Source organism: Undibacterium sp., from assembly GCF_030683615.1.
Classification (GTDB): Bacteria; Pseudomonadota; Gammaproteobacteria; order Burkholderiales; family Burkholderiaceae_D; genus Undibacterium; species Undibacterium umbellatum.
This window is the reverse complement of the sequence record NZ_JAUXQE010000005.1, coordinates 13744-39051: the sequence shown is the minus strand read 5'-3', so window position 1 is coordinate 39051 and position 25308 is coordinate 13744. Positions and strand designations below refer to the sequence as shown.

Annotated in this window: 26 protein-coding genes and 1 tRNA gene; 2 read left to right on the top strand and 25 right to left on the bottom strand. The window is 51.4% G+C overall.

The features are described from left to right. Positions 1-2 precede the first annotated feature (2 nt). The 3 genes from Q8K39_RS01490 to polA form a co-directional block, all read right to left on the bottom strand. Positions 3-623, bottom strand: a complete 621-nt coding sequence (locus tag Q8K39_RS01490) for a hypothetical protein (RefSeq protein ID WP_305258017.1) — start codon at positions 621-623, stop codon at positions 3-5. A gap of 21 nt (positions 624-644) precedes the next feature. Further along, positions 645-1151 (bottom strand): hypothetical protein, encoded by a 507-nt coding sequence (locus tag Q8K39_RS01485; RefSeq protein WP_305258016.1) that lies wholly within the window; start codon positions 1149-1151, stop codon positions 645-647. Between the two features lie 678 nt (positions 1152-1829). Then, a complete protein-coding gene (gene polA, locus Q8K39_RS01480; RefSeq protein WP_305258015.1) occupies positions 1830-4616 on the bottom strand; it encodes a DNA polymerase I in 2787 nt (928 codons plus the stop codon). Between polA and Q8K39_RS01475 the strand changes: the two genes are divergently transcribed. Then, on the top strand, positions 4617-5354 hold the full coding sequence (locus Q8K39_RS01475) for a TIGR00730 family Rossman fold protein (protein ID WP_186956254.1): 738 nt from the start codon (positions 4617-4619) through the stop codon (positions 5352-5354). A gap of 96 nt (positions 5355-5450) precedes the next feature. Here Q8K39_RS01475 and Q8K39_RS01470 read toward each other — a convergent pair whose 3' ends face one another. The 4 genes from Q8K39_RS01470 to Q8K39_RS01455 all read right to left on the bottom strand — a co-directional run bounded on the left by Q8K39_RS01470 (position 5451) and on the right by Q8K39_RS01455 (position 8615). Beyond that, positions 5451-6257, bottom strand: a complete 807-nt coding sequence (locus Q8K39_RS01470; RefSeq protein WP_305258014.1) for a hypothetical protein — start codon at positions 6255-6257, stop codon at positions 5451-5453. A gap of 102 nt (positions 6258-6359) precedes the next feature. Then, entirely contained in the window at positions 6360-6929 is a 570-nt protein-coding gene (locus Q8K39_RS01465) for a DUF922 domain-containing protein (protein WP_305258013.1), read from the bottom strand. A 119-nt stretch (positions 6930-7048) separates the two neighbouring features. Then, complete coding sequence (locus tag Q8K39_RS01460) at positions 7049-7675, bottom strand: LysE family translocator (RefSeq protein ID WP_305258012.1); 627 nt, start codon at positions 7673-7675, stop codon at positions 7049-7051. Beyond that, on the bottom strand, positions 7668-8615 hold the full coding sequence (locus tag Q8K39_RS01455) for an NAD-dependent epimerase/dehydratase family protein (protein ID WP_305258011.1): 948 nt from the start codon (positions 8613-8615) through the stop codon (positions 7668-7670). Before Q8K39_RS01455 ends, Q8K39_RS01460 begins: the two co-directional genes overlap by 8 nt. A 101-nt stretch (positions 8616-8716) precedes the next feature. On the opposite strand from Q8K39_RS01455, the gene Q8K39_RS01450 reads away from it, so the two are divergent. Further along, positions 8717-9628 carry a LysR substrate-binding domain-containing protein gene (locus Q8K39_RS01450; protein WP_305258010.1) on the top strand — a complete coding sequence of 304 codons (912 nt, stop codon included), beginning with the start codon at positions 8717-8719 and terminating at the stop codon, positions 9626-9628. Between the two features lie 36 nt (positions 9629-9664). Here Q8K39_RS01450 and Q8K39_RS01445 read toward each other — a convergent pair whose 3' ends face one another. The 18 genes from Q8K39_RS01445 to Q8K39_RS01360 form a co-directional block, all read right to left on the bottom strand. Then, the gene (locus Q8K39_RS01445; protein WP_305258009.1) at positions 9665-10558 is read right to left on the bottom strand and encodes a CPBP family intramembrane glutamic endopeptidase; all 894 of its coding nucleotides are present in this window, start codon (positions 10556-10558) and stop codon (positions 9665-9667) included. 266 nt (positions 10559-10824) lie between these two features. Next, entirely contained in the window at positions 10825-11151 is a 327-nt protein-coding gene (locus Q8K39_RS01440; protein ID WP_305258008.1) for a peptidyl-tRNA hydrolase, read from the bottom strand. Positions 11152-11159: 8 nt separating this feature from the next. Continuing rightward, the gene (locus tag Q8K39_RS01435; protein ID WP_305258007.1) at positions 11160-12377 is read right to left on the bottom strand and encodes a hypothetical protein; all 1218 of its coding nucleotides are present in this window, start codon (positions 12375-12377) and stop codon (positions 11160-11162) included. 165 nt (positions 12378-12542) lie between these two features. Next, a complete protein-coding gene (locus tag Q8K39_RS01430) occupies positions 12543-14198 on the bottom strand; it encodes a PAS domain-containing methyl-accepting chemotaxis protein (protein ID WP_305258006.1) in 1656 nt (551 codons plus the stop codon). A 63-nt stretch (positions 14199-14261) separates the two neighbouring features. Continuing rightward, positions 14262-14831 (bottom strand): response regulator, encoded by a 570-nt coding sequence (locus Q8K39_RS01425; protein ID WP_305258005.1) that lies wholly within the window; start codon positions 14829-14831, stop codon positions 14262-14264. 47 nt (positions 14832-14878) lie between these two features. Next, positions 14879-16576, bottom strand: coding sequence for a methyl-accepting chemotaxis protein (locus Q8K39_RS01420; protein WP_305258004.1), 1698 nt, complete (start codon positions 16574-16576; stop codon positions 14879-14881). Positions 16577-16589: 13 nt separating this feature from the next. Then, positions 16590-17009 (bottom strand): response regulator transcription factor, encoded by a 420-nt coding sequence (locus Q8K39_RS01415; RefSeq protein WP_305258003.1) that lies wholly within the window; start codon positions 17007-17009, stop codon positions 16590-16592. Between the two features lie 117 nt (positions 17010-17126). Continuing rightward, the gene (locus Q8K39_RS01410) at positions 17127-17735 is read right to left on the bottom strand and encodes a response regulator transcription factor (RefSeq protein WP_305258002.1); all 609 of its coding nucleotides are present in this window, start codon (positions 17733-17735) and stop codon (positions 17127-17129) included. Further along, positions 17732-20125 (bottom strand): PAS domain-containing protein, encoded by a 2394-nt coding sequence (locus Q8K39_RS01405; protein WP_305258001.1) that lies wholly within the window; start codon positions 20123-20125, stop codon positions 17732-17734. Before Q8K39_RS01405 ends, Q8K39_RS01410 begins: the two co-directional genes overlap by 4 nt. 144 nt (positions 20126-20269) lie before the next feature. Further along, positions 20270-21289, bottom strand: a complete 1020-nt coding sequence (locus tag Q8K39_RS01400; RefSeq protein WP_186956271.1) for a ribonuclease I — start codon at positions 21287-21289, stop codon at positions 20270-20272. 40 nt (positions 21290-21329) lie between these two features. After that, positions 21330-21911 carry a hypothetical protein gene (locus tag Q8K39_RS01395; protein ID WP_305258000.1) on the bottom strand — a complete coding sequence of 194 codons (582 nt, stop codon included), beginning with the start codon at positions 21909-21911 and terminating at the stop codon, positions 21330-21332. A 183-nt stretch (positions 21912-22094) separates the two neighbouring features. Next, positions 22095-22168 (bottom strand) — tRNA-Gly (locus Q8K39_RS01390). Positions 22169-22245: 77 nt separating this feature from the next. Beyond that, on the bottom strand, positions 22246-23271 hold the full coding sequence (locus Q8K39_RS01385) for a tyrosine-type recombinase/integrase (RefSeq protein WP_305257999.1): 1026 nt from the start codon (positions 23269-23271) through the stop codon (positions 22246-22248). 2 nt (positions 23272-23273) lie between these two features. After that, positions 23274-23468, bottom strand: a complete 195-nt coding sequence (locus Q8K39_RS01380) for a DUF4224 domain-containing protein (RefSeq protein ID WP_305257998.1) — start codon at positions 23466-23468, stop codon at positions 23274-23276. Positions 23469-23485: 17 nt separating this feature from the next. Next, positions 23486-23674: a hypothetical protein gene (locus tag Q8K39_RS01375; RefSeq protein WP_305257997.1), complete on the bottom strand. Its 189-nt coding sequence runs from the start codon at positions 23672-23674 to the stop codon at positions 23486-23488. A gap of 57 nt (positions 23675-23731) precedes the next feature. Next, the gene (locus Q8K39_RS01370) at positions 23732-25003 is read right to left on the bottom strand and encodes a DNA cytosine methyltransferase (RefSeq protein ID WP_305257996.1); all 1272 of its coding nucleotides are present in this window, start codon (positions 25001-25003) and stop codon (positions 23732-23734) included. 1 nt (position 25004) lies between these two features. After that, positions 25005-25160 carry a hypothetical protein gene (locus Q8K39_RS01365; protein WP_305257995.1) on the bottom strand — a complete coding sequence of 52 codons (156 nt, stop codon included), beginning with the start codon at positions 25158-25160 and terminating at the stop codon, positions 25005-25007. Next, complete coding sequence (locus Q8K39_RS01360) at positions 25157-25303, bottom strand: hypothetical protein (protein WP_305257994.1); 147 nt, start codon at positions 25301-25303, stop codon at positions 25157-25159. Before Q8K39_RS01360 ends, Q8K39_RS01365 begins: the two co-directional genes overlap by 4 nt. Positions 25304-25308 lie beyond the last annotated feature (5 nt).

The following is a 25308-nucleotide window of genomic DNA, read 5'->3' as shown; positions in this document are numbered from 1 at the left end:
ATCTAGCCATTGTACAAATACAGCACCAGCGTCTTTTCCGGGCTGACCACGATCAGGCCTACCCGCCCATAGGCATAATAACTGCCTGGGCTGTTGATGATGGCATTCGCCTCAGCTGCCACTGAGGGCTTGATGGTGAGGCAAAATCCATAGGTGCAAATGTAATCATCAATATCCATGCGCCCGGATTCTTTATTCACTGTCCAGGATTCTGTAGGCGCAATGGGAGTGACAGCCCAGTTTTCATAGCTACCACGCCAGTCGCGGCTTTGCTGGTTCTGGTTCGCTGGCATGTCCTTGAAGAAGTCGATACCACGCTTCTTGATAAGCTGCGCAGTAGCGTCTGGCAAAGGATACAGCCTCATCCCCGACTCATTCCCGCCCGGCCCGAATCCCCAGGATTCTTCATTTTGGTAGGCAATCGAGGTAACCCCCAATGCATCCGGCACAGCCTCCAGCATGAACTGGCGCTCATATAGCTTGTAAGCCAGGTAGGGGCCTCCTGTTACCGTCAACGCTAATAATACAAATGTACGACGTGAGAGTTTTTTGTAGAGATAAACGATACCGGCGATGATGAGCAGCGGGATAATGAGGGTTAGTGCCAGGATGAGGTAATGCATGTAGTCCAGATGATAATTACTTCAAAATACAACAAGGCTTCCGTTTGGCATCAAGCCACAAGGCCAGTATCCACCCTCGTACAGAGTGAGCAAGTCACACCAGCGACCAGGTTTGTTGGCCATGCTTTCCATTGCTGCGATACGCGCACAATACAAGGCTGCATCCTTTGCGGCTTTTGTGAAATTGTGGGGACCGCAGGTGATGGCATCATCGGCAACAATACGCAAGGATTTTATGCAAAGCTGACTGATTTCTTTGAGGACGGGACGATAATCAATCTGATTTTCTTCGAGATAATTACGTAAGGCGCTTCCGTGTATTGGGTCACTATCAGTGATACTGCTTGGCAGCCAATCCATGTTGGCAGCGATGCATGCTTCACGTTCGCCTATGTCGGAATTGAAAATTTTTGTAAGCCACGCTTGCAAATTCGGGACTGCTAGCATGCCATCGCCCGGAAAACAATTTCCTATTTGCGAAAACCATTTTGCTTGGATAATGGATTGCTTGATTATTTCTACATTCATGCTTTTATTTTACTTGTGAAGTGTATTTTCCTTATTATTGGGTGATTCATTCATGATGCCAATTTGAAATGAAATCCACGACTCGGTGCGCTGCAGGTTCTCATCTAAAACTCAGATATGCTCAAATCGTATTCGAAAACGTGCGTAATCTGAGGCCCCGTGTTGGGTTGATGAAACGTAGCCTAGCAAAGCCCGACCCAATCTACAGTCTAGAGAATATCTTTCGGATGAACCGTATTATCAATGTCACTCCTCCAACAATAATCAATATACCGAAAAATACAAACCACAAAATTTCGGGAAACAAGAACATCAGAAAAGAACCTAGGCTCGTGGTCTGCCCACTTGAGCCAACATCGGTCCAAGCCCAATATACGAGCAAACCATAAGCCAAACAAGCAAGTGTCAATTTTACGATGGCGCCTACCGCGTTTTCCTCGTCGCTTTTCGCAGTATCCTTTTCATCTGGTGATTCGCTCATAATACTCATTTGAAATTAAATGCATGATTAAGCCAACTGGATGCCCTAGCATATAAACGTACATACCCATCTGAAGCACACATCTATTGCACTCCGCATTCCGTCACGTCTGTGATTTAAGGTACAGTGTTGGGCTGGTGAAGCGTAGGCTGGCGAGGCCCAGCCCAACGTACGAAAACAAGCAGCACTTCCCCCCCTCAATGCGCTTCTTCCCAATTCCCACCCACACCAACTTCAGCAAGTAAAGGCACATCCAGCTTCGCTACATTTGCCATCAGTTCAGGCAATTTTTGTTTGACCAGTTCCAGCTCGGCTTGCGGCACTTCGAGTACCAGTTCATCGTGTACCTGCATGATCATTCTGGATTGCAGTTTGTCTGTTTCCAGCCAGTTTTGCACTGCAATCATGGCGAGTTTGATGAGGTCGGCGGCGGTGCCTTGCATGGGGGCGTTGATCGCTGCGCGTTCTGCACCGGCGCGGCGGGGGCCGTTGGGGGAATTGATTTCGGCCAGCCACAGGCGGCGGCCGAAGACGGTTTCCACATAGCCGTGGGCCTTGGCCTTGGTGCGGGTGTCGGCCATGTATTGGGCGACGCCGGGGTAGCGCTGGAAGTACTTGTCGATGTAGCTTTGTGCGGCGCTGCGTTCAATGCCGAGGTTACTGGCCAAGCCAAATGCGCTCATGCCATAGATGAGGCCAAAGTTGATGACCTTGGCGTAGCGGCGTTGCTCACTCGTTACTTCTGTCAGTGGCACGGCAAAAATCTCTGAGGCGGTGGCGCGGTGGATATCTTCGCCATTGGCAAAGGCAGCCAGCAGGCTGGCATCACCAGAGATGTGAGCCATGATGCGCAATTCGATTTGCGAATAGTCGGCAGAGATGATGACATTGCCTGGCCCCGCCACAAAGGCCTCACGTATGCGGCGGCCTTCTGCGGTGCGTACGGGGATGTTTTGCAAATTGGGGTCATTCGATGACAGGCGGCCAGTGACGGCCACGGCTTGTGCATAATTGGTGTGGACGCGGCCTGTGCTGGCGTTGACCATCTTGGGCAATTTGTCGGTATAGGTGGACTTGAGTTTTGCCAGGCCACGGTATTCAAGCAAGACCTTGGGCAGAGGATAATCCTCGGCCAGTTTTTGCAAGACTTCTTCATCGGTCGATGGTGCGCCGGAAGGTGTTTTCTTGACGACAGGCAGGCCCAGCTTGCCAAAGAAAATCTCGCCCAGCTGTTTGGGTGAATTCAAATTGAAAGGCTGCTCTGCCAGCTCGTAAGCCTTTTGTTCCAGCTCCAGCAGGCGTATGCCGATTTCATGCGACTGCGTTTCCAGCAAGTCTTTGTTGATGTGCACACCATTGCGTTCTACCTTTTGCAGCACGACCGAGGTGGGTATTTCTATCTCACGATAGACGCGCAGCAGATTGGCATCCGGCTCTATCTCTGGCCACATGGCAAGATGCAGTTGCAGGGTGATGTCGGCGTCTTCAGCCGCGTAGGCGGTGGCACGTTCTATGTCTACCTGGTCAAAGCAGATCTGGCTTGCGCCCTTGCCGCAGACTTCTTCAAAGCTGATGGTTTTCTTGCCAAGGTGGCGCATGGCGAGGCTGTCCATGTCATGCGATTTGTGGGATTCAAAAACATAGGATTCAAGCAGGGTGTCATGCGCTATGCCGCGCAATTGCACGCCCTGGTTGGAGAAGATGTGGCTATCGTATTTCAGGTTTTGGCCGACCTTGGCTTTGCTATCGTCTTCCAGCCAGGGCCTGAGTTTGTCCAGAACCAGGGCCTTGGGCAATTGATCGGGCGCGCCTGGGTAGTTGTGGGCAACAGGTATGTAGGCTGCATGCCCTACTTCACAGCACAACGAGATGCCAACCAGTTGCGCCGTCATCGGTTCCAGCGAGGTGGTTTCTGTATCCACCGATGTCAGCGTCGCAGCGTTGATGCGGGCCAGCCATTCATCCAGTGCGGCTTCGGTCAATACCGTTTCATAATTCTGCTGGACTGGCGCGGCGGGCTTGTCAGCGTCTGCTGCATCATCATTGAACAACCCACCTTGTACAGAATTACCGCCACTGGTGGCCGCTTTGGCCGCGGGCAGCGGTGTCGCGCCTGCGGTAGCATCGCCAGTCAGTTCGCGCAACCAGGTCTTGAAGCCCCAGCGGCCAGCAAAGCCGACCAGTTCGGTCTTGTCTTCTTCTTTCGCGACCAGGCTGTCTTGTATGGACGTGTAGTGCCCGGTCAGGTCACAATCGGTTTTTACGGTGATCAATACGCGGCCTTGTGGCAGCCATTCCAGCGCACTGCGCAGGTTGTCGCCGACCACGCCCTTGATCTTGTCGGCATTGGCGATGACACCATCAAGGCTGTCATATTCTGTCAGCCATTTGACGGCAGTCTTGGGGCCGCATTTGGCGACGCCAGGCACGTTATCGACGGTATCGCCTATTAGTGTCAGGTAATCGATGATGCGGTTCGGTGGCACGCCAAATTTGGTCAGCACGCCGGGCTCGTCGAGCTTTTCATTGCTCATGGTATTGATCAGGGTGACATTGGCATTGACCAGTTGCGCCAGGTCCTTGTCGCCGGTAGAGACGATGGTGTTCATGCCCAGCTTGGTAGCTTCTACTGCCAGCGTGCCTATGACGTCATCAGCCTCTACCCCTTCCACCATCAGGATAGGCCAGCCCATGGCCTTGACGGCGATGTGTATGGGTTCTATCTGCAGCCGCAGGTCGTCGGGCATGGGCGCACGCTGGGCCTTGTATTCTGCATACAGGTCGTCGCGGAAGGTCTTTCCTTTGGCGTCAAACACACAGGCGATGTATGCTGCCGGGTAATCAGTACGCAAACGGCGTAACATATTGATCATGCCGTGTATGGCACCAGTCGGCTCCCCTTGTGCATTACGCAGGTCAGGCAGGGCATGGAAGGCGCGGTACAGATAGCTTGAGCCATCAACTAACAAGAGAGTATTTTGCATATGAACGGAAACAGAAAAGATGTAACGAGGTTGCGCCAGATTATCGATCAGGAAAAAGCAACTTCGCTGAAAGCGCGGGAATCATGGCATATGTTCACGATTATGGCAGAATTTATCGAGTCCACCGAGCGGCTTTCTTCGATCCGCCCCGCAGTGACGATTTTTGGGTCTGCGCGCACCAAGCCCGACCATCCGGATTATCTCAAATGTGTGGATTTGTCGCGCAGGCTGTCGGACGAAGGTTTTGCAGTGATTTCTGGTGGCGGGCCCGGCATCATGGAAGCTGCCAACAAGGGCGCTTTCGAGGGTGCATCGCCCTCAGTCGGCCTGAACATTGAATTGCCACATGAGCAACGCAGTAACCCCTGGCAAAACATCAGCCTGTCCTTCCGCCACTTTTTTGCTCGCAAGGTGGCGTTTGTCAAGTATGCCGATGCCTATGTGGTCTTTCCTGGCGGTTTTGGCACCATGGATGAAGTCAGCGAGGTATTGACACTGATACAGACCGGCAAGACACGCAACATCCCGGTGATTTTGGTCGGCACCAGTTTCTGGCAAGGTTTGCTGGACTGGATCAGGGTACAGATGGTGGGCAATGGCATGATCAACCCGGATGACCTCTACCTGGTACAGCTCATCGATGAACCAGCCAATATCGTCGATGCCATTTTTGCGTTTTATGAGGCCAGGGATATTAATCTGTCTGAGGAAGAACGGCAGAAGATGTTGTATTTGTAGCCAGGTTCCAGGCAGTCAAAAAGCACGGCTGAGCAAGTTAAACATCTATTTTTAAAGTACGCCGTGCACACGGCGTACCAGATACGGCAACGTGCATCAGACGCCTATTTTTTTCAGCACCGTCTGCAATTGAAACAAATCACTCACAGTAAACATGCCCACCGAAGGCAGCAAGCTGCCACGCTCTGGGGTAGTTGTGATGCCACTGGCAATCAGGTGGAATTGATTAGCAGGATCAGGCACATGACGCATGCCGAACACGGCATGCATGGAGATGCGGGTCTGCCCATCGTTAAAGGTTTCCCCCCAGGCTGCACGACCCTGTACATCAGCCATCACCGGCCTGCTGTCAAAGCGCCCGTCATATAATTCTATGATGGGATATTCGTTGAAGCCGCGAATTTCATGCACATAGGCGGCATAGAAATACTGTCCCAGTTGTAGAGCGAGCACATCCTGGGCACGCAGGAAAGTCAGGTTCTCGCGAGTAGACGGGCGTTTCTTTAAGGCCACTGGCGGGCTGGCCAACAAGTCTTTGATGGCATCATTATTCCTGAAGAAAGCATCGCTGAGGGCGACAGCAGCGTTCAAGTTATCTATCGCTTGCACGGCACTCGCTGTCAGCGCAGATTCAGCGATGCCATGCTTGTGCAATTGCAGCGCCATTGCCAGTGCTGTTTTATCCTTGTAGCCAGAACTGACTTCATCTTCTGGCCCTTGCAACACACAATTCCAGCGTGCCAGCAATTGGGGCAGCACATACCCGTCTACCGTCATTTTTTTGTCGTGCTTGGCATAACTCATGGCTTCTGAAACCAGGTTGGCGACATCGTCTTCGATGACTTGCACCAGTTGACGGGCGGCCAGTTTATCCAGGGCTTGCTGATGGCTGATAGTAGTCATGATGATGGTTTTTTATGAGGTGACACTCACGATAGCAGCATGTTAGTGAGCAGCAAACCAGACTTGCATTTGCTCACAATATTGAGGTCTTCGCAAAACAGCTTAATCTGGCAGATATGCGCCCTGGGTCTGGCCATGCCGGGTTTGGGCATCGTATTGCACGCCTTGCGTTTTCGCTTCTTCTGTCAAGGCCAAGCCATTTTCATTTAGTGCGGCTTTGAGTATTTCGCAGCTAGGCAATGCAGGGTGCGCAAGCAAATTGCTCTCTATTTTTTTGGCGGCTTCCTGCGCAATCTGCAAATGCCCCAGCTCATGTTTTTTCAATGCTTGCAGATAATTATTGAATTGTGCAATCACCTTGTCGTCCTTGCTGCTGAGTTCTGGCAGGGTGATGGTCGCTTTCAGCGTGACGTAGAGGGATTTGACTTTGCAAGTCCGGAGATCACTAGTCTTGTCATAGGTGTATCTCCACTGCATATCCCATCTGGTGTGGCTGTAGTATTTCATATGGCCGACACTCACAGGGGTAGCCGAGTTGATTGCCCTGGCCAGTGATGTACCAACTTCATGCCTGACGGGATATTTGATGTAATCCACCGTCTCCAGAATCTCGGCCCTAGTCAGAGGGCTGCCAAACATTAATGCCAGCAACAGGTATCTTTCAATGTACATGGCACTCTCCAGAATAATGATGCCTTTTCGACAAATACACCCAAAAGGCAGCGAAAGCCCTTTGGCGGTCATATCAGATTCTACGACCAAACAGGCGCACTGGCATATCATTAGCCCATTCACAAACTCCAGCCCATACCCAACCCACACAAGAGCAGGCCAGCACCGCAAACTTTTTGCATGCCGTCTTTCTGCAACCAGCTATGCCTGACTCTGCTATGAGCGAACTGTTTTCCAGCCCACCTGAGCGTGCTGCAAAAGAGGATAAAGTACAGCACATTGATGACTTCAAACAAGGCCCCCAATCTGATAAAGCCCTGCACTGCACTGCTTTGAGCCGGTGGAATATACAGAGGAAAGAAAGTGGAAAAGAACAGGATGGGCTTGGGGTTGCTGATAGTAATCAGCAAGCCACGCACAAAGCTGGCGCTGGCTGGCTTTGATTCTTGTTGCTTTGTCAGGTTGCGCTTGCACAGCAAGCCTATACCCAGATACAGCAGATAAGCAGCCCCCAGCATGCGCAAGCCTGGCAGCAACCAGGGCAGGCTTTGCATGAGCACGGCAAACTCTGCTGCGGACAAGGCAATCAGTACGATGTCGCCCATCACGATACCAGCCACCGCCACGGCAGCACGTTGTGTGGAAAACCTGGCCAGTTCTGCCACCAGCAAGGTGGCTGGGCCAGGCACGATGATGACGAAGCAGGATGCCAGGATAAAGCTCAAGAGATTGGCTAGATCAGGCATTTTGAACCTCTGGCTGAGTCGCTTGCAGATGGGCATGTAAATCCATGATCAGCTGATCCAGACTGGCATCCAGCGCAGGAAATACATGGCCCAGGCTGCGTGCGCGTGAGGTGTCCATGAGGTAATCATGGGCATAATCAAAGGGGCTGTGCTCTTGTCCATCATTGCTGGCAACCTGCAACAGGCCTGGCTTACCCAGCAAGCGGGCGATGCGCTGGTGCAGCTGCGGGGCGGACATGTCGCCGTGGCAAGCCAGGTTCACCGGCCCCAGGAAATCTGCCTCCCCAGCCCACAGCATGGCATCGACTATTGCATCCACATTCAAGAATGAAGAGCGGCCAGCCCCAGGTGAGTGCGTCAACACCTGCCCTTGCTGCACCCTGCTGACATAGCTGGCCAGCCTGCCTGTGAAATCATCTTGCGCAGCCAGCACATGAGCAATGCGCAGGGTGGCAACAGGCAGGCGGCCATCCTGCATGAGCACGGCTTCTGCCTGCAACTTGCCAGCCGCATAGCTGGCTTCGGCCAGGGCAGGGTCGCGCCAAGGGTAGTTATAATCCACACTGACCTGGCCCAGATCAATGTCGTCTTCACGCAAAGGTCGCACTATGTCTGCCATCAAATGGCGATAGGTTTCTATGGTGGATGACATGATATAGCGCCCCGTCTTACCAGCGAATACATCGAGGGCAATGGCGGCGTCCAGCGGGCAGTAGCACATCTGGTCATAGATAAGATCGTAGCGTTTGTGCTCAAAGCTGGCATGCATGGCAGCTTTGTCTCGCCTGTCTACACGCAGGCGTTGCACGGCATTGCCAAAGTCATCCGGTGTCTGGCCACGAGTAGCGATAGTGACGCGGTGACCTTGCGCCAACAGCCGCCTGACCAAGTGTTTTCCAAAAAAGCGCGTACCGCCTATAATCAAGATATTCTTATGCATTGTTGCACCTCATTTTTTATAATGAGGCAATCATGAACCACGTAAAGAGCCAGAGCAAACGACTAATACTATCGTCATGAACAAGTAAAACTATCTCAATAATGAAAGAGCCTTTACGAAATCTATCCTTGCTGGTGGACTTTGAATCTGCGGCGCGCTGGTGCAGCTTCAAGCTGGCGGCGCATGAATTACGCAAGACACCAGCGGCTGTCAGTCAGAATATCAAACAGTTGGAACAGCAACTGGGCTTTGCCCTGTTTGAACGTCATGCACGGCATTTGAGTATCACGGAAAAAGGTAGCGAGCTGGCCGCAACCGTCAGGCGGTTACTGGGGGAACTGCATATCAAGGTGGCGGCCCTGCGTGAAGACAGTGCCAATGACAGCCTGCGCATTTCCTGTACTCATTCCTTCGCCATGAAATGGCTGGTGCCGCGCCTGCATCGCTATACGCAATTGCACCCGGATATAGATATCCGCATAGACTCGAATGATACTGTGGTCAACCCTGCGCAGGGTCAGTGCGATATCGCTATCCGCCATCAACAGTTTGTAGAAGGCGATACCAGCAACTTGCTATGGCGCGAGCAATTGCTGCTGGCTTATAGCCCGGCCCTGCTGGATGAAAAGGATAAACGCAGTCCCCAGGCACCAAGGCTGCAACGACTGCTGCGTTATCCACTACTCTATGAGGGTACGCCAGAACACTGGATACGCCTGCTGCAAGACCATGGCATGCTGGGCCAGCCGCATGACTTTGCACAAAACTACAGCCATGCCGGTTTGCTGGTGCAAGCCGCCGTTGCTGCGCAGGGCGTTGCCCTGCTGCCCGCGGCCATCGCCTGCGAAGACTTGCAGCAAGGCCGCCTGCAAAGGCTGGCAGATGCGCAACTAAGTTCACGCTATTGCTATCGCATTGTGACTGCCAACGCCAGGTCAGAAAAGCTCAACAACTTCATAGACTGGCTGCACGCCGAGATGGCGGACATGCAAAATTACCTGCAAGCCGGTTAGGACGCGCCGTACGCCAGCACCGGCTCATCAGACATTTTATGCAGCCACGACCTGGGGTGATTTTTTCCAGAAGCCTTGCCTGAACTGACCACGCTTCCAGGCCAGGTGCAAGAATACAACACCCATCAGCGTGGCCAGCATTACTGCCAGCAGTGATGCCTCTGCACCAAAGGCACCGCCACTCAGCCATTCAGAACCCGTCATATGGGTTTGCATCCAGCCCTTGCTCTCCTGACCAGACACTGCCACGGAAAACACCGCTCCCTGGGTAAAGTTCCAAGAAAAATGCATAGCAATACACAGCGCTAGGCGGCGTGTCAGCATATAGGCAGCACCAAAGGCAATGCCCGCTTCCAGTGCAATGGCGATCGAACTGAACATGGTCGCACCAGGGTTGGAGGCATGGGCAAAACCAAAGGCCAGTGCCGATATCAGGAGCGCAAGCACACTGCCCAGCGATTCTTCCATCATGCGGAATATCATGGCGCGGAAAAATAATTCTTCCATCACTGCCACCACGATAAAGATGGGTAAATACTTGAGCATCAGCCTGGGGTCATTGTAACCATCAATATGAAACACCCCCAGCAAGGACAAGCTGCCCAGCACCAGCACAAACAGCATGGCCCCCAGCACCAGGCCAAGCAGCCATTCTTTCCAGGCTGAGAAGCCAGCCAGTTCAGTGACCTTGCGTTTTTCTATGACGCGCACATAAAAAGCATAGCTCAGCAAGCCTAGCGTCATGGCTGCCATATTGCGAAACACCATCCAGTCTGGCCCCGGCAAAAATTGCGACATTAATTTTCGTGAAACAAACTGCACGCTGCCGACGATGAATAACGCCAGTAAAAACCTGACGATAGTGTATTGCAAAAGTTTTTGATGCCAGACAGCTTTGCTGATGCCAGGCTTGATTTCCATTGTTGTCATATATCCCCTAGGTTGCCAGTTTTCAGTTGTAGAGTTTTTCTGCCACCCTCATCTGTCATGCATTGTGCGGGGTGACTGACAGGCACTATAAACAGGTGGTATTTTCATTGCATCCTCGATCTGACCAAGCGCCAAATGTGGGGACTAAACGGGAAAATACGCAGATAAATAGCTGGGGGCTGACTCCCGCCAAACCGAAGCAAGATCGAGATGCCAGTCTTGATGCATGCATATCTGTACAGGGTATATTTTTGCCAGCAATACAATCACTCAGCCTGTATCTCAGGGGCATCTTTATACAACTTGAGAAATTTAAACATCTTCGGCCACTCTTCCCTGGGCTTGAAAACGATGGCAACCTCACGGTTATCGAGCGCTGATTCGGTCAGCACGACATGGTCTTCCACCAGTTTGGCATTGGCAAATTCTTTGGCGTTGACACGGCATACGGCTTTAAAAAATCGCCCTGCAAGCCAAGCCTTGACTTCAGGCGTATCCTGAAATCGCAAATAGCCAGCCAGAGAGGCATGGGCTACTGCCACCATGGCAAAACCCAAGGGAAGGTCATCTCTGACAAGAATATACATTTTCATATTGATGATTACAAAGTCGATTCTGGCGCGCCATCCAGCTTGGCTTGCGTCGGGAAATCTGTCACCAGATACCTTTCAGGATAACCCTCTACCAGTTGCATGAGCTCACCCGCGATGCCTTGCAAATCTTGCCAGCTGAGGATTTTGCTATTGTAGTCACCTTCCTGGATGCCCGGCATGACCATGGCGACCAGGTCAGTCTTGGGCAGCAGGGATACCACGCCCTGGGTCCAGGTCGAGAGTGAAGTCAGTTTGTCGGTATCATTATTCTTGAGTACGGTATAGCTGGCAACAAAAATGTCTTCGCCATTTTTTTCATGCAAGGCCTCCAGCAATTCCTTTTGTGAACCATAGTCCTCTGCTCTTTGCGTGGTTTGCAGGTTCAGCAAACGCTCCAGTACATCGGCATTGGCCGGAGTATGGCTGGCGAGCGTGCCATCCCTGAACTTATACATACCTGCTGACACCACCCGGCCTTCTTGCTCCATGCAGTCTTGCGCATGTTCCAGCATTTTTAATTGCGCGCTGATGCTATTGGCAGTACACAGCAAGAGGCGGCCACGGGTGGGCACCATCATGACCGGGTCGCTGCCGCAACCGGCGCGATAGATCAGGTCAGACAGCAGGATGCGTGAAGAGTCATAGGCATCTTCCCACACACCGGCAATGACACCATCACCCAGGTCAGTGAAGTGATCACCGGTACGGTCGCGCAGGTTATACAGCGCGACTTTGAGCGCTTCTTCCAGGCTGATGTTCCAGGTCTCGTAATTGCTTTGATTGACCAGGGCCATGGAGTGCTCGGTGTCATAGGCCAGCATCAGCAGGGCATCTTCACCGAAGGGCAACGCAGCTTGCTGATACGACATGGGCTGGTCTTGCAACAGCGAAGTCAGGCGCAGGTACTCGCCCTGGCCACGGGGCTTGAGGCTAGGCATGAGGTGTTCTTTGGCGCTGGCGAAATCGTCAGGTATGCCATTGATCTGCAAACCCGCGGTATATTTCAACAGTACGGTGTCACGCTGGCTTCTGGCGGCAGCGCAATAATCGCGGTAAGCATTGTGCAGGTTGAGGACATGCGAGCCATTTTCACCCACCACCAGGCGGAACTCAGCCTCATCAAAATGCATGGTCTGGGCCAGCCCTTGCGTTCGTGCATACTTGATGACGATCTGGGCAAATTTGTGCGTCGATGGTTTGGACTTGAAAAAATCAAAAAAACCCATGTCTCTCCCTTGCTGCAAACTATCGTAAGATCAGAACAGCCCAGGCCCGTAGGCGCAGCGCTGTTTCCGTATGATAGCCGCAGTGGCGGGATTTGTGTTTGTTGTATTTGCTGTCCTTCTTAATCGCTTTTCTCCTCATCAGCAATAAAGCGAGGGCGGCAGCTATCAGCTTTCATTCGAGATCAGTCTTTGACTGATTTGCCTGGACAAGCTATTTCTGGCAGCTTTGTAGGTTTTCATTTCAGTTGTGACCACTCTTGCCACCGGTGAGTGTCCACTACTTCTCACAAGGGTGAAGGAGTCGACTAATTCACTCAGGCTGACTGCCTGATTCTTGAGGCTTTCTGCTGAGGCGGCAGCTTGTTCCACCAGGGCGGCATTCTGTTGTGTCATGTCATCCATTTGCGTAATCGCCTGATTTACCTGCTCTATGCCAGAACTTTGTTCCTGGCTTGCCATGGTAATGTCGCGCATGATTTCGGCTGCACGTTGTACGCCTGTAACAATTTCCTGCATGGTCTTCCCGGCCTCGGCGACGAGCTTGTCCCCGATATCCACCTGCTCGACAGAATCATGAATCAGCGTCTTTATCTCCTTGGCTGCACCGGCACTGCGCTGGGCCAGGTTGCGCACTTCACTTGCAACAACAGCGAAGCCCCGCCCCTGCTCACCAGCACGCGCAGCTTCTACTGCTGCATTAAGGGCGAGAATATTGGTCTGGAAGGCGATTCCGTCAATGACTCCTATGATGTCAGAGATCTTTGACGAGCTGTGCTTGATTGCCCCCATGGTCTCTACTACCTTGGCCACCGCGTGCCCGCCTTTTTCGGCCGTTTTCGCAGTTGTCACCACGATCTGGCTCGCCTCACGAGAGTTTTCTGCGTTTTGCTTAACAGTCGAGGTGAGTTCCTCCATTGACGATGCTGTTTCTTCCAGTGAGCTTGCTTGCGATTCAGTGCGACCTGACAAGTCAGCATTGCCTGCAGAAATTTCACTTGCACCATTATTGAGGTGCGTAGTGGTCTGACGTATTTGACCGACCAGCAACTTGACATTGGTTTGCAAAACCTTAAGCGCCTGCGCCAGATTGACGACTTCCTTGCTGCCTTGTGTTTTAATGGGATGCGAAAGATCACCCGAACTCATGACCTGTATGTCGTCACTCATGCGCTTTAGTGGCAACAGCAATTCTTGATACAAATGTGCGCTGAAAGCTGCAGACAGCACTGCCACCGAAATTGCCAGCACGTTGACCAGCTGCGCACTGCTTGTGTTCGCGGCATAAGTGATCGCCAGCATCAACAATAGTATCAAGCCAGCAAAGCTAATCAACTTGTTCGCCGCAGTCATTTTCGAATAGAAATTCAGCCATGAAAACGCGCTTCGCTTAACAGCAACACCTTCGCGGATGATCAATGACTTATCCCCATTCTTTAAGGCGCGGTAGGCAGCCTCTGCCGCCCTTACCTGTTCACGACCCGGTTTGACACGAATCGATGTATATCCAATCATTTGACCATTTTTAATAAGTGGCGCGGCATGCGCCTCTACCCAATAGTGGTCACCATTCTTGCATCGATTTTTGACAAGTCCAGTCCATGACTTTCCGCTCTTGATGGTTTGCCAGAAGTCGGCAAATGCTTCAACCGGCATATCTGGGTGGCGCACTATGTTCTGTGGAGCACCTAACAATTCTTCTTCGCTAAACCCGCTTATGCGCACAAAATCATCATTGATATAGGTGATATTACCTTGCAGGTCGGTCTTGGAAACAATGGTTTCCGTGTCCTGCATGATGTATTCTTTATTGGTAACTGGCATGTTGTTCCGCACGATAAAACTCCTTGATATGACCAACTCTACAATTAGTGATTTTGCATTTATTCACATTAAAAACTGCGGCCCTGCAAAACCGATAGTGCCTTGATTGAGTGCTTTTTCAATAACCGTTCTCAATTCTTGCTCATCGACTGGTTTTTGCAATACAGCTACCGCGCTAGACAGACAAGTTTTTTTGAAATCATCCATGAGCTCGTGCTTAGTGAGGACGATCACCGGTATTTTTTCCCCAAACTGCTCCAGTTTCGACATCACTGCAAAACCTGACATGTAAGGCATGTGCAAATCCAACAGGATGCATGTGGGCTGTTTTAAGCGCAGGCTTTGAATAAACAAGCTGCCCGAACTAAAACTCATTGCATCAAACCCCAACGAACGCAGTAAGCAAACCATTGCCTGCCGCGTTTGTGCGTCGTGATCGACGACTGCTATCCATGTAGATTTATTTCCCATAGGCACCATCTTAAAGCTCTGGCTTTGTGTGCGGTATTGGACCTTGGTCCAATATCGGGCCAGAATTTGTGAAGCTGTGTTAAACGGCGGCAAAAAAAAGGGACTGCAGATTTCTCTATGCAGTCCCATCAAATGCGATACAACTGACGCGTCTTGCTGCATCGCACCACTTGCTCTTCCATCTTACAGCCTGGATAACGCCCTTCTATTCAGAATTCTTCCCAGTTGCCTTCAGCCGCAGCAAGTCTTTGCATGGGAGCCGCTTTGGTCACCGCACTTTTGATACTACGCATGCTGGCAATTGACGGGGCCTTGATAGCACTGCTGCGCTTGTGAACGACGGGCGCTGTCACCGCCAGCTTCGTTGTATCAATCTTGAATTGCTGGACCAGGTTGGCAAGAGTAACGGCCTGCTCTTGCAATGAACCCGCTGCCGCTGCGGCCTGCTCCACCAGTGCTGCATTTTGCTGTGTCACTTCATCCATTTGTATGACGGCAGTATTGATTTGCTCTATGCCCGATGTCTGTTCTGCACTGGCTGCGGTTATCTCACCCATGATGTCAGTCACATTGCTAATACTGTTGACCACTTTGTTCATGGTGATACCAGCTTCATCAACCAGGCGACTACCCACTCCAACCTTTTCAACGGAATCGTCTATCAGTGTCTTGATTTCCTTGGCGGCAGATGCACTACGCTGTGCCAGGTTGCGTACTTCGCTGGCCACTACAGCAAAGCCACGGCCTTGTTCTCCAGCGCGTGCTGCTTCAACTGCTGCATTGAGCGCCAGTATATTGGTCTGGAAAGCTATTCCGTCAATGACGCTAATAATATCGACGATTTTTTTCGATGAAGTATTGATATCGCCCATCGTGCTGACAACCTGGGCAACTACCGCACCCCCCTGTAAGGCGACTTCACTGGCCGCGATGGCCAACTGGTTTGCCTGGCGGGCATTGTCAGCATTTTGTTTGACAGTAGAAGTCAATTCTTCCATGGATGAGGCTGTTTCCTCCAGTGCCCCCGCCTGTGACTCGGTGCGGGATGACAAGTCCATATTGCCAGTGGCGATTTCAGACGATGCCGTCGATATCGTTTCTGTCCCCTGACGCACCTGCCCAACGAGATGCGCCAGGCTGTCATTCATTTGTTTTAATGCTTGCATCAACTGACCTGCCTCATTTTGCGCATGCACCTCAATCTGGCTAGTGAGATCGCCCTCTGCCACGCTCTGCGCCACCTGTATCGCTTTTTTCAAGGGTGTAGTAATGGCGCGAGTGCTGCTCCAGGCAATTCCTACACCGACGACCATGGCTGCCACCGTCGCAATCATCATGAACATCAAGCTCGCCTGATAGGCATCCTTTGCTTCGACTTCATCCTGCTTGTTTTCTGCCTCTTCGTGCTGGATGAATTCATGCAAGGCGTCCTGCCACTTTGCGTTGACCGGGACAACTTCTTTCAGAAGAAAATCAATTGCTGCGTCTCTGTCGGTTTTCACCATCTCAAGAAATTTATCATTAAGTGGCCGCACTACCTGTTGGTTTTCTTTTATTTTTTGCATGAAGCCTTTACCCGCTTCGTCTTGCGGCATCTTTTCAAGTTCTGCAAATGCCTTGTTATACTGTGTACGTGCTTCGTCGATTTTCTTGTGTTGCTCGTTCGCGAGGCTCTCATCTTTCAACAAGGCTATCGTTGTCATCACCCTCGCAACGACATGTACAGAGCTGGCCATGCTATCCAGATGATGTATTTTAGCAACATTGACATCGACAACATGATGTAATGCTTCGTTGGATTTGTGCATGCCACGAATACCCAGCAGCGCGACGATCGCCAGTATGCCAAGCAACAGGCCAAAGCCTATGCCAAGTTGCTGGCCTATCTTCAGGTTGGATAATTTCATTTAACGCCTCCGGCTAAGTGTGTACTGCTAGATTGCAGTTTGGATTAAGTATTTGTTTGTCAAATTGTATTAAGGCTGTGGCTATTACAGAGAACAGTTCCTGGTCGTGTACGGGTTTTTGCAACACAGCTATGACGTGGGCGAGATCGCTATTTCTTTGCCTCTCTCCAACATCCTGCCCCGTCAGGATGATGACGGGCAGCTCAGGCTGCAATTGCGCCAGCTTTTCTATAACAGCAAAACCAGACATGTCAGGCATGTTCAGATCAAGTAATACACAAGCTGGACTACGCAAACGCAGGCTATCAAGAAAAGCTTTGCCTGATATGAAGGCGTGTGCTTCCAGTCCAGCCGAACGCAATAAGCGCAGCAGTGCGCGACGTATTGCTTCTTCGTCATCGACCACTGCTATCCATGTAGTTGTATTTCCCATGAGCATCATCTTAGTAGAGCAAAGACGATGACACTATTGGACCTTGGTCCAATATGAAGTGTGCAATTGTTAAACAGCGTTAGACAACCGGGAGTAGCTGATTGGAGGTTGCTGGCCTTAGCCCTTGAGTTTTTCCAGCATATGGATCAGCGCAGCCACGGACGTCACGTCCATCTTGCTCATCACTTTGCCGCGATGCACCTTGATGGTTTTTTCGACGGTGCCAAGTTCGGCGGCAACCTGTTTGTTGAGTTTGCCCTCAACCAGCAAGTACAACACTTCAAGTTCACGTGGCGTCAAGCTGTTAAGTCGGGCTTGTATTACTTGCTTCTCTGCGCTGGCAAGTCTCGCTAAGCGGTTGCGTTCAAAGGCGGTCTGTACCGCAGCCAACAGTTTGTCGGCATCCACGGGTTTGGTCAAAAAGTCTTGCGCGCCCAGCTTCATGGCAAGCACGCCTGTGTCGATACTGCCATGCCCCGTCAAAAAGATAATGGGCAGGTCGCTCCCCATTGCTGTGAGCTTGCCTTGCAATGCCATGCCGTCCATATCTGGCATGGCCAGGTCCAGCACCAGGCAGCCAGCTTTGCTGGCATTGCCGCTGTCCAGAAAAGCTTGTGCCGATTCGAACGTGACAGCACTTACACCAGCAGATTGCAAAAGGCGCGCCATTGCCTTGAGTACTGCGGGCTGGTCATCGACAAGGAACACGTTGGCAACTTCTGTCATGTTGCAGCCTCTTGTGCGGCAGGCAGATGAAAACGAAAACTGGCTCCTGAACCTGCATGACTATCATGGTTTTCGCACCAAAGCTGGCCACCACTCGCTTCAACAATGTTTTTGCAAATCGACAAGCCCAGCCCCATGCCATTTGCCTTGGTGGTGTAAAAAGCCTCAAATACCTTGTTGCCCAGGTGTTCAGGCACACCAGGTCCATGATCATTGACACTGACCTCCACCCTGTTTTCTGGTGTCAAGCGGGTGCTGATTTCTATGATGCGCTGGCTGGCATCCAGATCCGCAACAACCTCACTGGCATTCATGATCAGGTTGATCAATACTTGCTGCAATTGCACAGTGTCAGCACAGACGGGCGGTAAGTTGTCGTGCAGCTCAGTCAATAAGGTGATGCCCTGGTTGATCATATCGTTGCGCAGGATGTGCAGGGCTTCCAGCACCAGTTTATTGATATCAACGCTGTGCTGTTCATGACTGCGCTTGTCAAACAATCGGCGCAAGCGCCGGATAATTTCGCCAGCGCGCTTGTCTTCATCAACAATATCCTGCAGGATTTCGCCCAGCTCTTGCATATCCACATTGGGACTGGCCAAAAACCGCTGCGCTGCCTGGGCATTGCTGAGTATCGCGGTCAGTGGCTGGTTCAACTCATGGGCCAGGGCGCCTGACAATTCACCCATGGTCGCAACACGGGCCAGGTGCATGACTTCCATACGTTTTTGCCCCAGTTCCAGTTCAGCTTCCCTGCGGGCAGAAATATCCACTGTCACACCACGGGTCAGTAATGGTTTTTGCTGCTCGTCAAACTCCACCTGCCAGACTACCGCCAACCATCGCTCTGCCTCGCCAGGTGGTATGACCCTGAACTCGGCCTGATATCGCGGCGCTTGAGCTTCCCTGTAATCGCCAGTAGCAATTTCTATCTGGCGACGGTCTGCAGGATGGATGCGTTGAATCGCCATTTCCAGACTTAATGGCTCGTCCTGACTAAATCCAAATTGTCTGCGCCATTCAAGAGAAGCCCACAATTCACCCGTCCTGAGATCGCGTATCCAGGTGCCGATATTGGTAATATCGCTCGCCATGGTCAGACTTAACTGGATGGCGCGCACATCATTTTCCCGCACTTGCAAGCGCTCTGACAATTGTAATTCATGGGCACGTCGCTGGCGTTCGGTTTCGGTAATGTCACGGATGATGGCAATCGCGGTATCCTGACTGCAAGGCACGACCCTGACTTCAAACTGCATGTCTCCCCTGCCCGTCACTGGCAAATGATGGCTGAACTCTTGCAGCTTCCCGCTCTCCAGTGCCTGTTCTATCGCATTCATATACTGACTGGCGACGTGCGCTGGCAACACGTCAGCAACTTTCGACTGCAAGAGCTGCTCCCTGCTTTGTAGCATCATCCCAGGGTCAGGCGCATGCACATCAAGGTAACGGCCATCGCGGTGGATAGTGAAAATCAGGTCTGGGATGGCACGCACCAGCGCGCGGTTTTTGGCTTCACTATCGACCAGTGCATGTTGCGCCCGCTTTAACAAAGTGACATCGGTCACCAGAACAAAAAAGCCTTTTACAACATCGTCGACTTTATGCGCTATATACTGCGCCCAGGTATATCCACTCTCTCCGTTAGCTTTGATAAGGGTGCGTTCAAATTGCTGGTCAACCCCAGTCAAGACAGCCTTAATATAGGCGATATTCTTCAAGAACAACTCTTCGCCCAGTAAATCCTGCATGCGTATGCCCTGCATTTGTTCGGGCGTGCGGCCAAACCAGCTTAAGTATTGATGGTTGGCATAGGTACAGCGCAAGTCAGAATTCCAGTAAGCCACCAGGCCCGGTACATTCTCCGCGACCACGTTGGCAAAATACTCGCCCTCGGCCTGAGTCATCAGCTGCCCCTGCCGCCCAGTGATATCCTTCATTTGCATGCCAAGACAGGATTGTTGGCCATTTACTTGCAGTAAAACCATCTCCAGGCGCAAAATGATCAGTCTGCGATCTGCCCTTATCGCTCTTAGTTCGCAAGCAGATGGCCCTCCCAGTGCTTGTAATTCAGCGAACTGAGTATCAAGGATCGCATGATCCTCAAAGACAAATTTCTGCAATTGCATACCATTGAGATCTTCTGGTGTAGTACCCAGCAAATCCGCTGCTGCCTGGTTTGCATACATCACCATGCCATACACGCTGGTGATCATGCAGGGCGTTGGCAGATGCAGCAAGAAATGCTGGTAAAGATCTTGTCCGGTCGACTGAGACTGCAAGGCGAGTTTAAGGGCAAGATTTTCTTGTTCAAGTTGCTCAAGTCGCGCAAGCAAGCCTTGCACCACGGCATCGTCAACATGCGAATCTGAATTTGTATTTATTTGCATCAGCACCGGGTAGAGTGTGTCGTTCAGCTTTGCATCAAAGAAATTTGCGCGACTTGCCTTACATCAAACTGCAGTACAAACTTGTTGTCAGACAAGTATGCAGCAATAGTATGCTTACCCTACAGCTTTTGCAATATATGACAATTACCGACCTCGCCCACTGGTCTCTACAATAATCTCGTTATCGCACCTGTCCACCTGACGGTTAAAGCCTTCTGCATCACCTATCAGTTTAGCCAGGCCCTTTCCTGTCTCAAAACTGGTCGGCAGCTTCAGACGTATCTCTTGCAGGTATTTGCCATTGGCGCAACTGAGCATAAAGTTCTGAGCCAGCTTTTCACCTTCCTGCTTTTTGATCATTTCGAAGAACTCTTTCACAGAAAATGACTTGCCGGCATGCTCAAGAATAAATTTGCCAACCGCAGAATTATTCACCTCCTCCACAGCCGCAGCAGCGGTTTTGAAATAGCTATCTGCATCGCGCGCCTGGCAGGTTCCATGCTTGTTCCACTCGTACTCACCAAACTTGCTTTCAAACTGAAAATTTGGCATCCACTTGGCGATGCGCTTGACTGTGTCTGCAGTGAGCTTCATAGGTTCCTTCGAGCAGTTGCCGTAATTGATGCCACACTCCTTTTTATTCGGCCACAGACCATGCAGAGTCAGATTATTGATCTTCAGTTTTCCGCTATTGATGGCATCACATTCCGGCTTCTTGCCGCGATAGGCAAAGTGTTCGCAAAAGCCTGGTTGCCAGGTGATGGCCAGCACATAACTGTCTTCCTGGTTTGGCGTGCTGCACATGGTCTGCCGGTCTGCTTCCCTGGTTGCCTTGGCCCGACCGGCTGGCGCATTTTCTTGTGGCACCTGATCGAGCTGCGCCGTACCACAGTCACGCGCCACCCAGCGCAAACTGGGGTTGGCGCCGTCCACATCCACCCGCAACCAGCTAAAGTCACCCGGCTTGTTGATCTCTTTTACCGCATAGCTCTTGCCCACTGTCGTGCGTACTGTACCGGGATTAGTTTGCTTGTTGAACGAGGCATACAATTCACAAGACTGGTTGGCAATAAAACTGCCATTGACCGGCTCGCTCGCCAGAGCAGTGCATGCAAAAACGCTAGTGACAATCAACAGGCTAAGGTGCGGGTAAGAAAGTTTCATGAAGATCTGGTGCTTGTATGGGGTAATGGTGAATCAGGCATTATTTGCGGGGAATGCGGTTCGCGTCAAATCCACACCATTCAGATGCCTTCAGAAACAGCGCCGTAAAACCCGCCAGTGAGAACTTATACACTAGCGCGGGTGTGCGGCTGGCCGGTGTTCTACGCAACACGCTCACCGTCGTGGCGCTGCGCATGAGGTTGATGGCATCAGCCGAAGAAGCCTCATTCAATACTGCCCAGGGGCGATAGGTCTGCCCCTTTCTCGACTCTATCATGGTCCGTACATCGTCAAAGCTGGTTTGCTGCCCATCGTCAAACTGAAAAATAAATTCATCCGTGGTCGTCGTGACATACTTGCCACCCGAAGGATTGAATTCTTCAAAAAACACCGTGCTATACCCGCCAGGATAACTATCCACAAAAAATGCCTCCTTGATGCCATTGCCCCCTGCCATCAAGATGCAATGCTTGACGCCTTTGGCATCACGCTCACTGAACATATACCAATCCTTGTAACTGGCCGTTTGCTCAGCAGCAGCCAAGGCTGGCAAGGCAGCCAGGCCCAGACAATTAGCCAGCCAACAGTTCAGGATCAGGCGAAGATAGTTTTTTGTTTTCATACAGTTGGCTTTCAATGGCGTGGGATCAAGGAGAAGCGACAGTATACCGCCGCCCCCTCAAGGAAATGGAAAACCTGACTCAAGACTGCGTCGGACTCGTTTTAATTCGTCTATGTGTGCTTGACGGCGAAACTACAGGGCAGCAGAGATACCGGGGAATTTAACTTAAATACACCAATCAATTGGAGCGGGTGAAGGGAATCGAACCCTCGTATGAAGCTTGGGAAGCTGCCGTTCTACCATTAAACTACACCCGCGAGAGCCTTATTCTACGGGGGTTTTAGCAGAATTGGCAACCCCCGTTTTTCCCGCAATTATTACAACTTTCCCGCAATTATCGGGTTGGCACTACTATTTTACCTCTGCGCAGATAGTGCCTGCGAGTGGTTTTTACGTCGTCATGGCCGAGCAAATCAGCGGCCTTCTGTTCGCCCAACAAATCAGACGTATCGTCGGCAGCCTTTGCGCGCAGATCATAAAACCAAAAATTGATGATAGAGCTTTCAAGTTCTGGGTTTTCAGCGATGGCCAGGTCCCTTGCTTCATGAAAATGATTTCTCAGTACCGCTTGCGTCAGCCGTTTGCCTTGCGTATTAACGAGCAAAGCGCCACTGGCGATACTGTATTCATCCTTACGGCGATGTATCCTGTTAATCACCTCCTTTAGTTGCCCCTGAACAATAACTCGCAAGGGCTGTTTGGTCTTCGCTTGCTTGATGATCAGATGCCCAGAGACAATATCGTCCTCCGACATAGACAAGGCATCTGCGGGGCGCTGTCCAGTCAGATAGGCGAGTTCCATTGCGTCCTTTAATGGCTCGCTGGCATGCTTATAGACCAGGTTAAACAGGTCGTCAGAGATATACACCGTCCGCTTGTCTAATTTGTGCCCTCGGATGCCCTCACAGGGGTTTTGAGCGTCTGTATAGCCCCAGCCACGCGCATTGTTAAAGATGGTGGAGAAAAGCCGCTTACACCTGTTCGCAGTCGTTGGCGTGGATCTATGTTTATCAAGAAATTTGCGGATATGCACCGGCTTAATTTCATCAAGTGGCGCTGTGCCGAAATAGATCTCGACATGCTTTATATCGTACTTGAAAATTTTCTGGGTATTGTCTGCCTGTTTTGGCAGCTCTTCATTCCTGTAGCGATCAATTGCCGCTTGCATAGTCGGCCGCTCAATGTTTGCTTGAATACGAAGTTCACTATACTTTTTTAAGGCAAGGAAATAGTCCTTGCCGAGCGGGATTTCCTTCCGAGGCTTGCCGCCCATATCAAGCGTGTAATAGATATGCGGCCCCTTTACACGCCGCAACATACCGATTGGAAGATCAAAATTTTTTGTGCGAATTCTAGCCATAATTAGTCAGGTGGTTGCCAGGTTGGTTTTCTAATTTCTTCTTTTTTTCCATCTATGGCCGACATGGGAACTACTGGCCTGCCACACGCGTTGATGAAAAAACGAATTCCCATTTTTTGCAATGCCAGAATCTGTTGCGACTTCCACTTTTTCCCGGTCAATTCTGCGAGTTCTTTAGAAGGTAGAAATGTGCTCATGTACTATTCTACTTTCCTCATTTAGGTAAAAAACCGTTGTCAGCCAATGCGCGGGCAAGCTGATTGCCTGCACTTGCGGTAAGTTCCGCATCAGCGGCGCTTGGCAAGGTTAAGCAATAATTTGTCATACAATCAGAACGCACAAAAATAGCCAAGGCTCGCGCCTCGGCCTCGCTCAAATACGATATCAGTTTAATTATTTTCATATATCACCTGCGATTTCTGGGACCTTTAGGTCGGCTATTCTTGGTTTTATGGTTGAATTAAAAAATTCCTGAGCGCCTAGCAAGCAGGACAAGTGCCGTTGCAGCGCAGAGCGCCACGACGCCGTTTCCAACGCACCGGAGGCGTGCGGCTCTGCTATCGTCCATGTGATAGGCCAGCCCATTAACCAGGTCGCAAAAAGTGGATTCAAGTGCCGGCGCAAGTTCTGGTCTTTGTTCAAGGATTTCTCCCCATCTGGCGTCCGCTGGCCCTGGTGCGAATAATTCAAGGTAGCCCGGTACAGCGTCAGATGGCCTGCTTTCGCGCTGCCAGATTTTTCGGAATCCTGCGCCGTTGGTGTCGGCCACGTGTGAGTAACGAAGTTGGGTAATTGCTGCCCACGTCGCGTCCCAGCATTCCTCTTGCGTTGGCTTTCCGGGCTGTTTGCTGTCCTGTGATCTCTTCCTGTAGGCGTCGGCCAGGATGACGCCACCTGAATCAGTGCGGGGCTGTTTCTTGCTGCCTCTGCAGCGCACACACTGCGGTTCATCTCGCTTCCCTTGGGCGTCGGCCATTGACTCGTTTGCTGCCTGAGATTTGGACCGAATTTCCCGCTGCTGTAGGATGACCGATTGCAATCCGACGTTGCCCAATTTGCCGCCTGTGAATTCAGGTCGATTGTGTAGCCCACATTCAACTTGCGTTGATAGTTCCCGCTTGTTACCAGGTCCGGGTTCTTGCTGTCCCGTGCTTGCGGTGTCGGCCAGTTGTCGCCAGGCAAAACAGAACCATCTTGCCCGGCCATGGCTGGCGCCCACGTCTGACGCTGAAAGAGTGATCCATTCCGCATTCCACCCACGGTCGGCCAGTTCTCCCAGGACTCTGGCGGCCGCTCTTTCTTCAAGCTCTCCTTCTTCTTCGTCCATAACGGTGGCGGTGGCAGAAGCGATAGCTGCGACGTTCTCCAGAAAGAGGAACCACGCACCGCAAGCATCTGCAATTTTGGGGATTTCAAAAAACAGTCCGCTTCTGTCGCCGTCAAGACCTTCTCTTGCGCCGGCAATAGATAAGTCCTGGCACGGGAACCCGGCAAGGATGCCGTCCACTTTTCCAGCAAACTGGCTTGCATTGAAGGTGGTAATGTCGGACCAGACAGGTGCCTGGGCCAGCGATCCTTCTTGCATGCGCGCAACCAGGACGCTGGCCGCGTATGCTTCCCGCTCAACGTAGCAAACGGGGCGATGTTGCATGCCCATGTACGCAAGTCCTGCTCCGACTCCTTCGCCAAGCATGCCGACGCCTGCAAATAATTCGATGGTAGATAAAGCCATGTCATACGTTCCCCACGTTCTCGGCCACGATTGCGGCCACGGTTTCAACATCGATACCCAGCTTTTCTGCTACTTCTTGATATCGTGCGGTATTGGTTTTCTCAGGTGCGTATGTAATGGCATACGCCTGCAAAATCCGATGTTTAGCAACAATCATTTGTCACCTCTCACAGGGTTCACAGTCACGCCACATGCGCCAAAATAATCATAGGCAGCGTCAAACACTGCACCGGCCTCCTGGGCAATGGCGAAGTATTGAAACTCGCCCAGCTCTGTTTTTACTTTGACTCGAAAGCTCATATTCG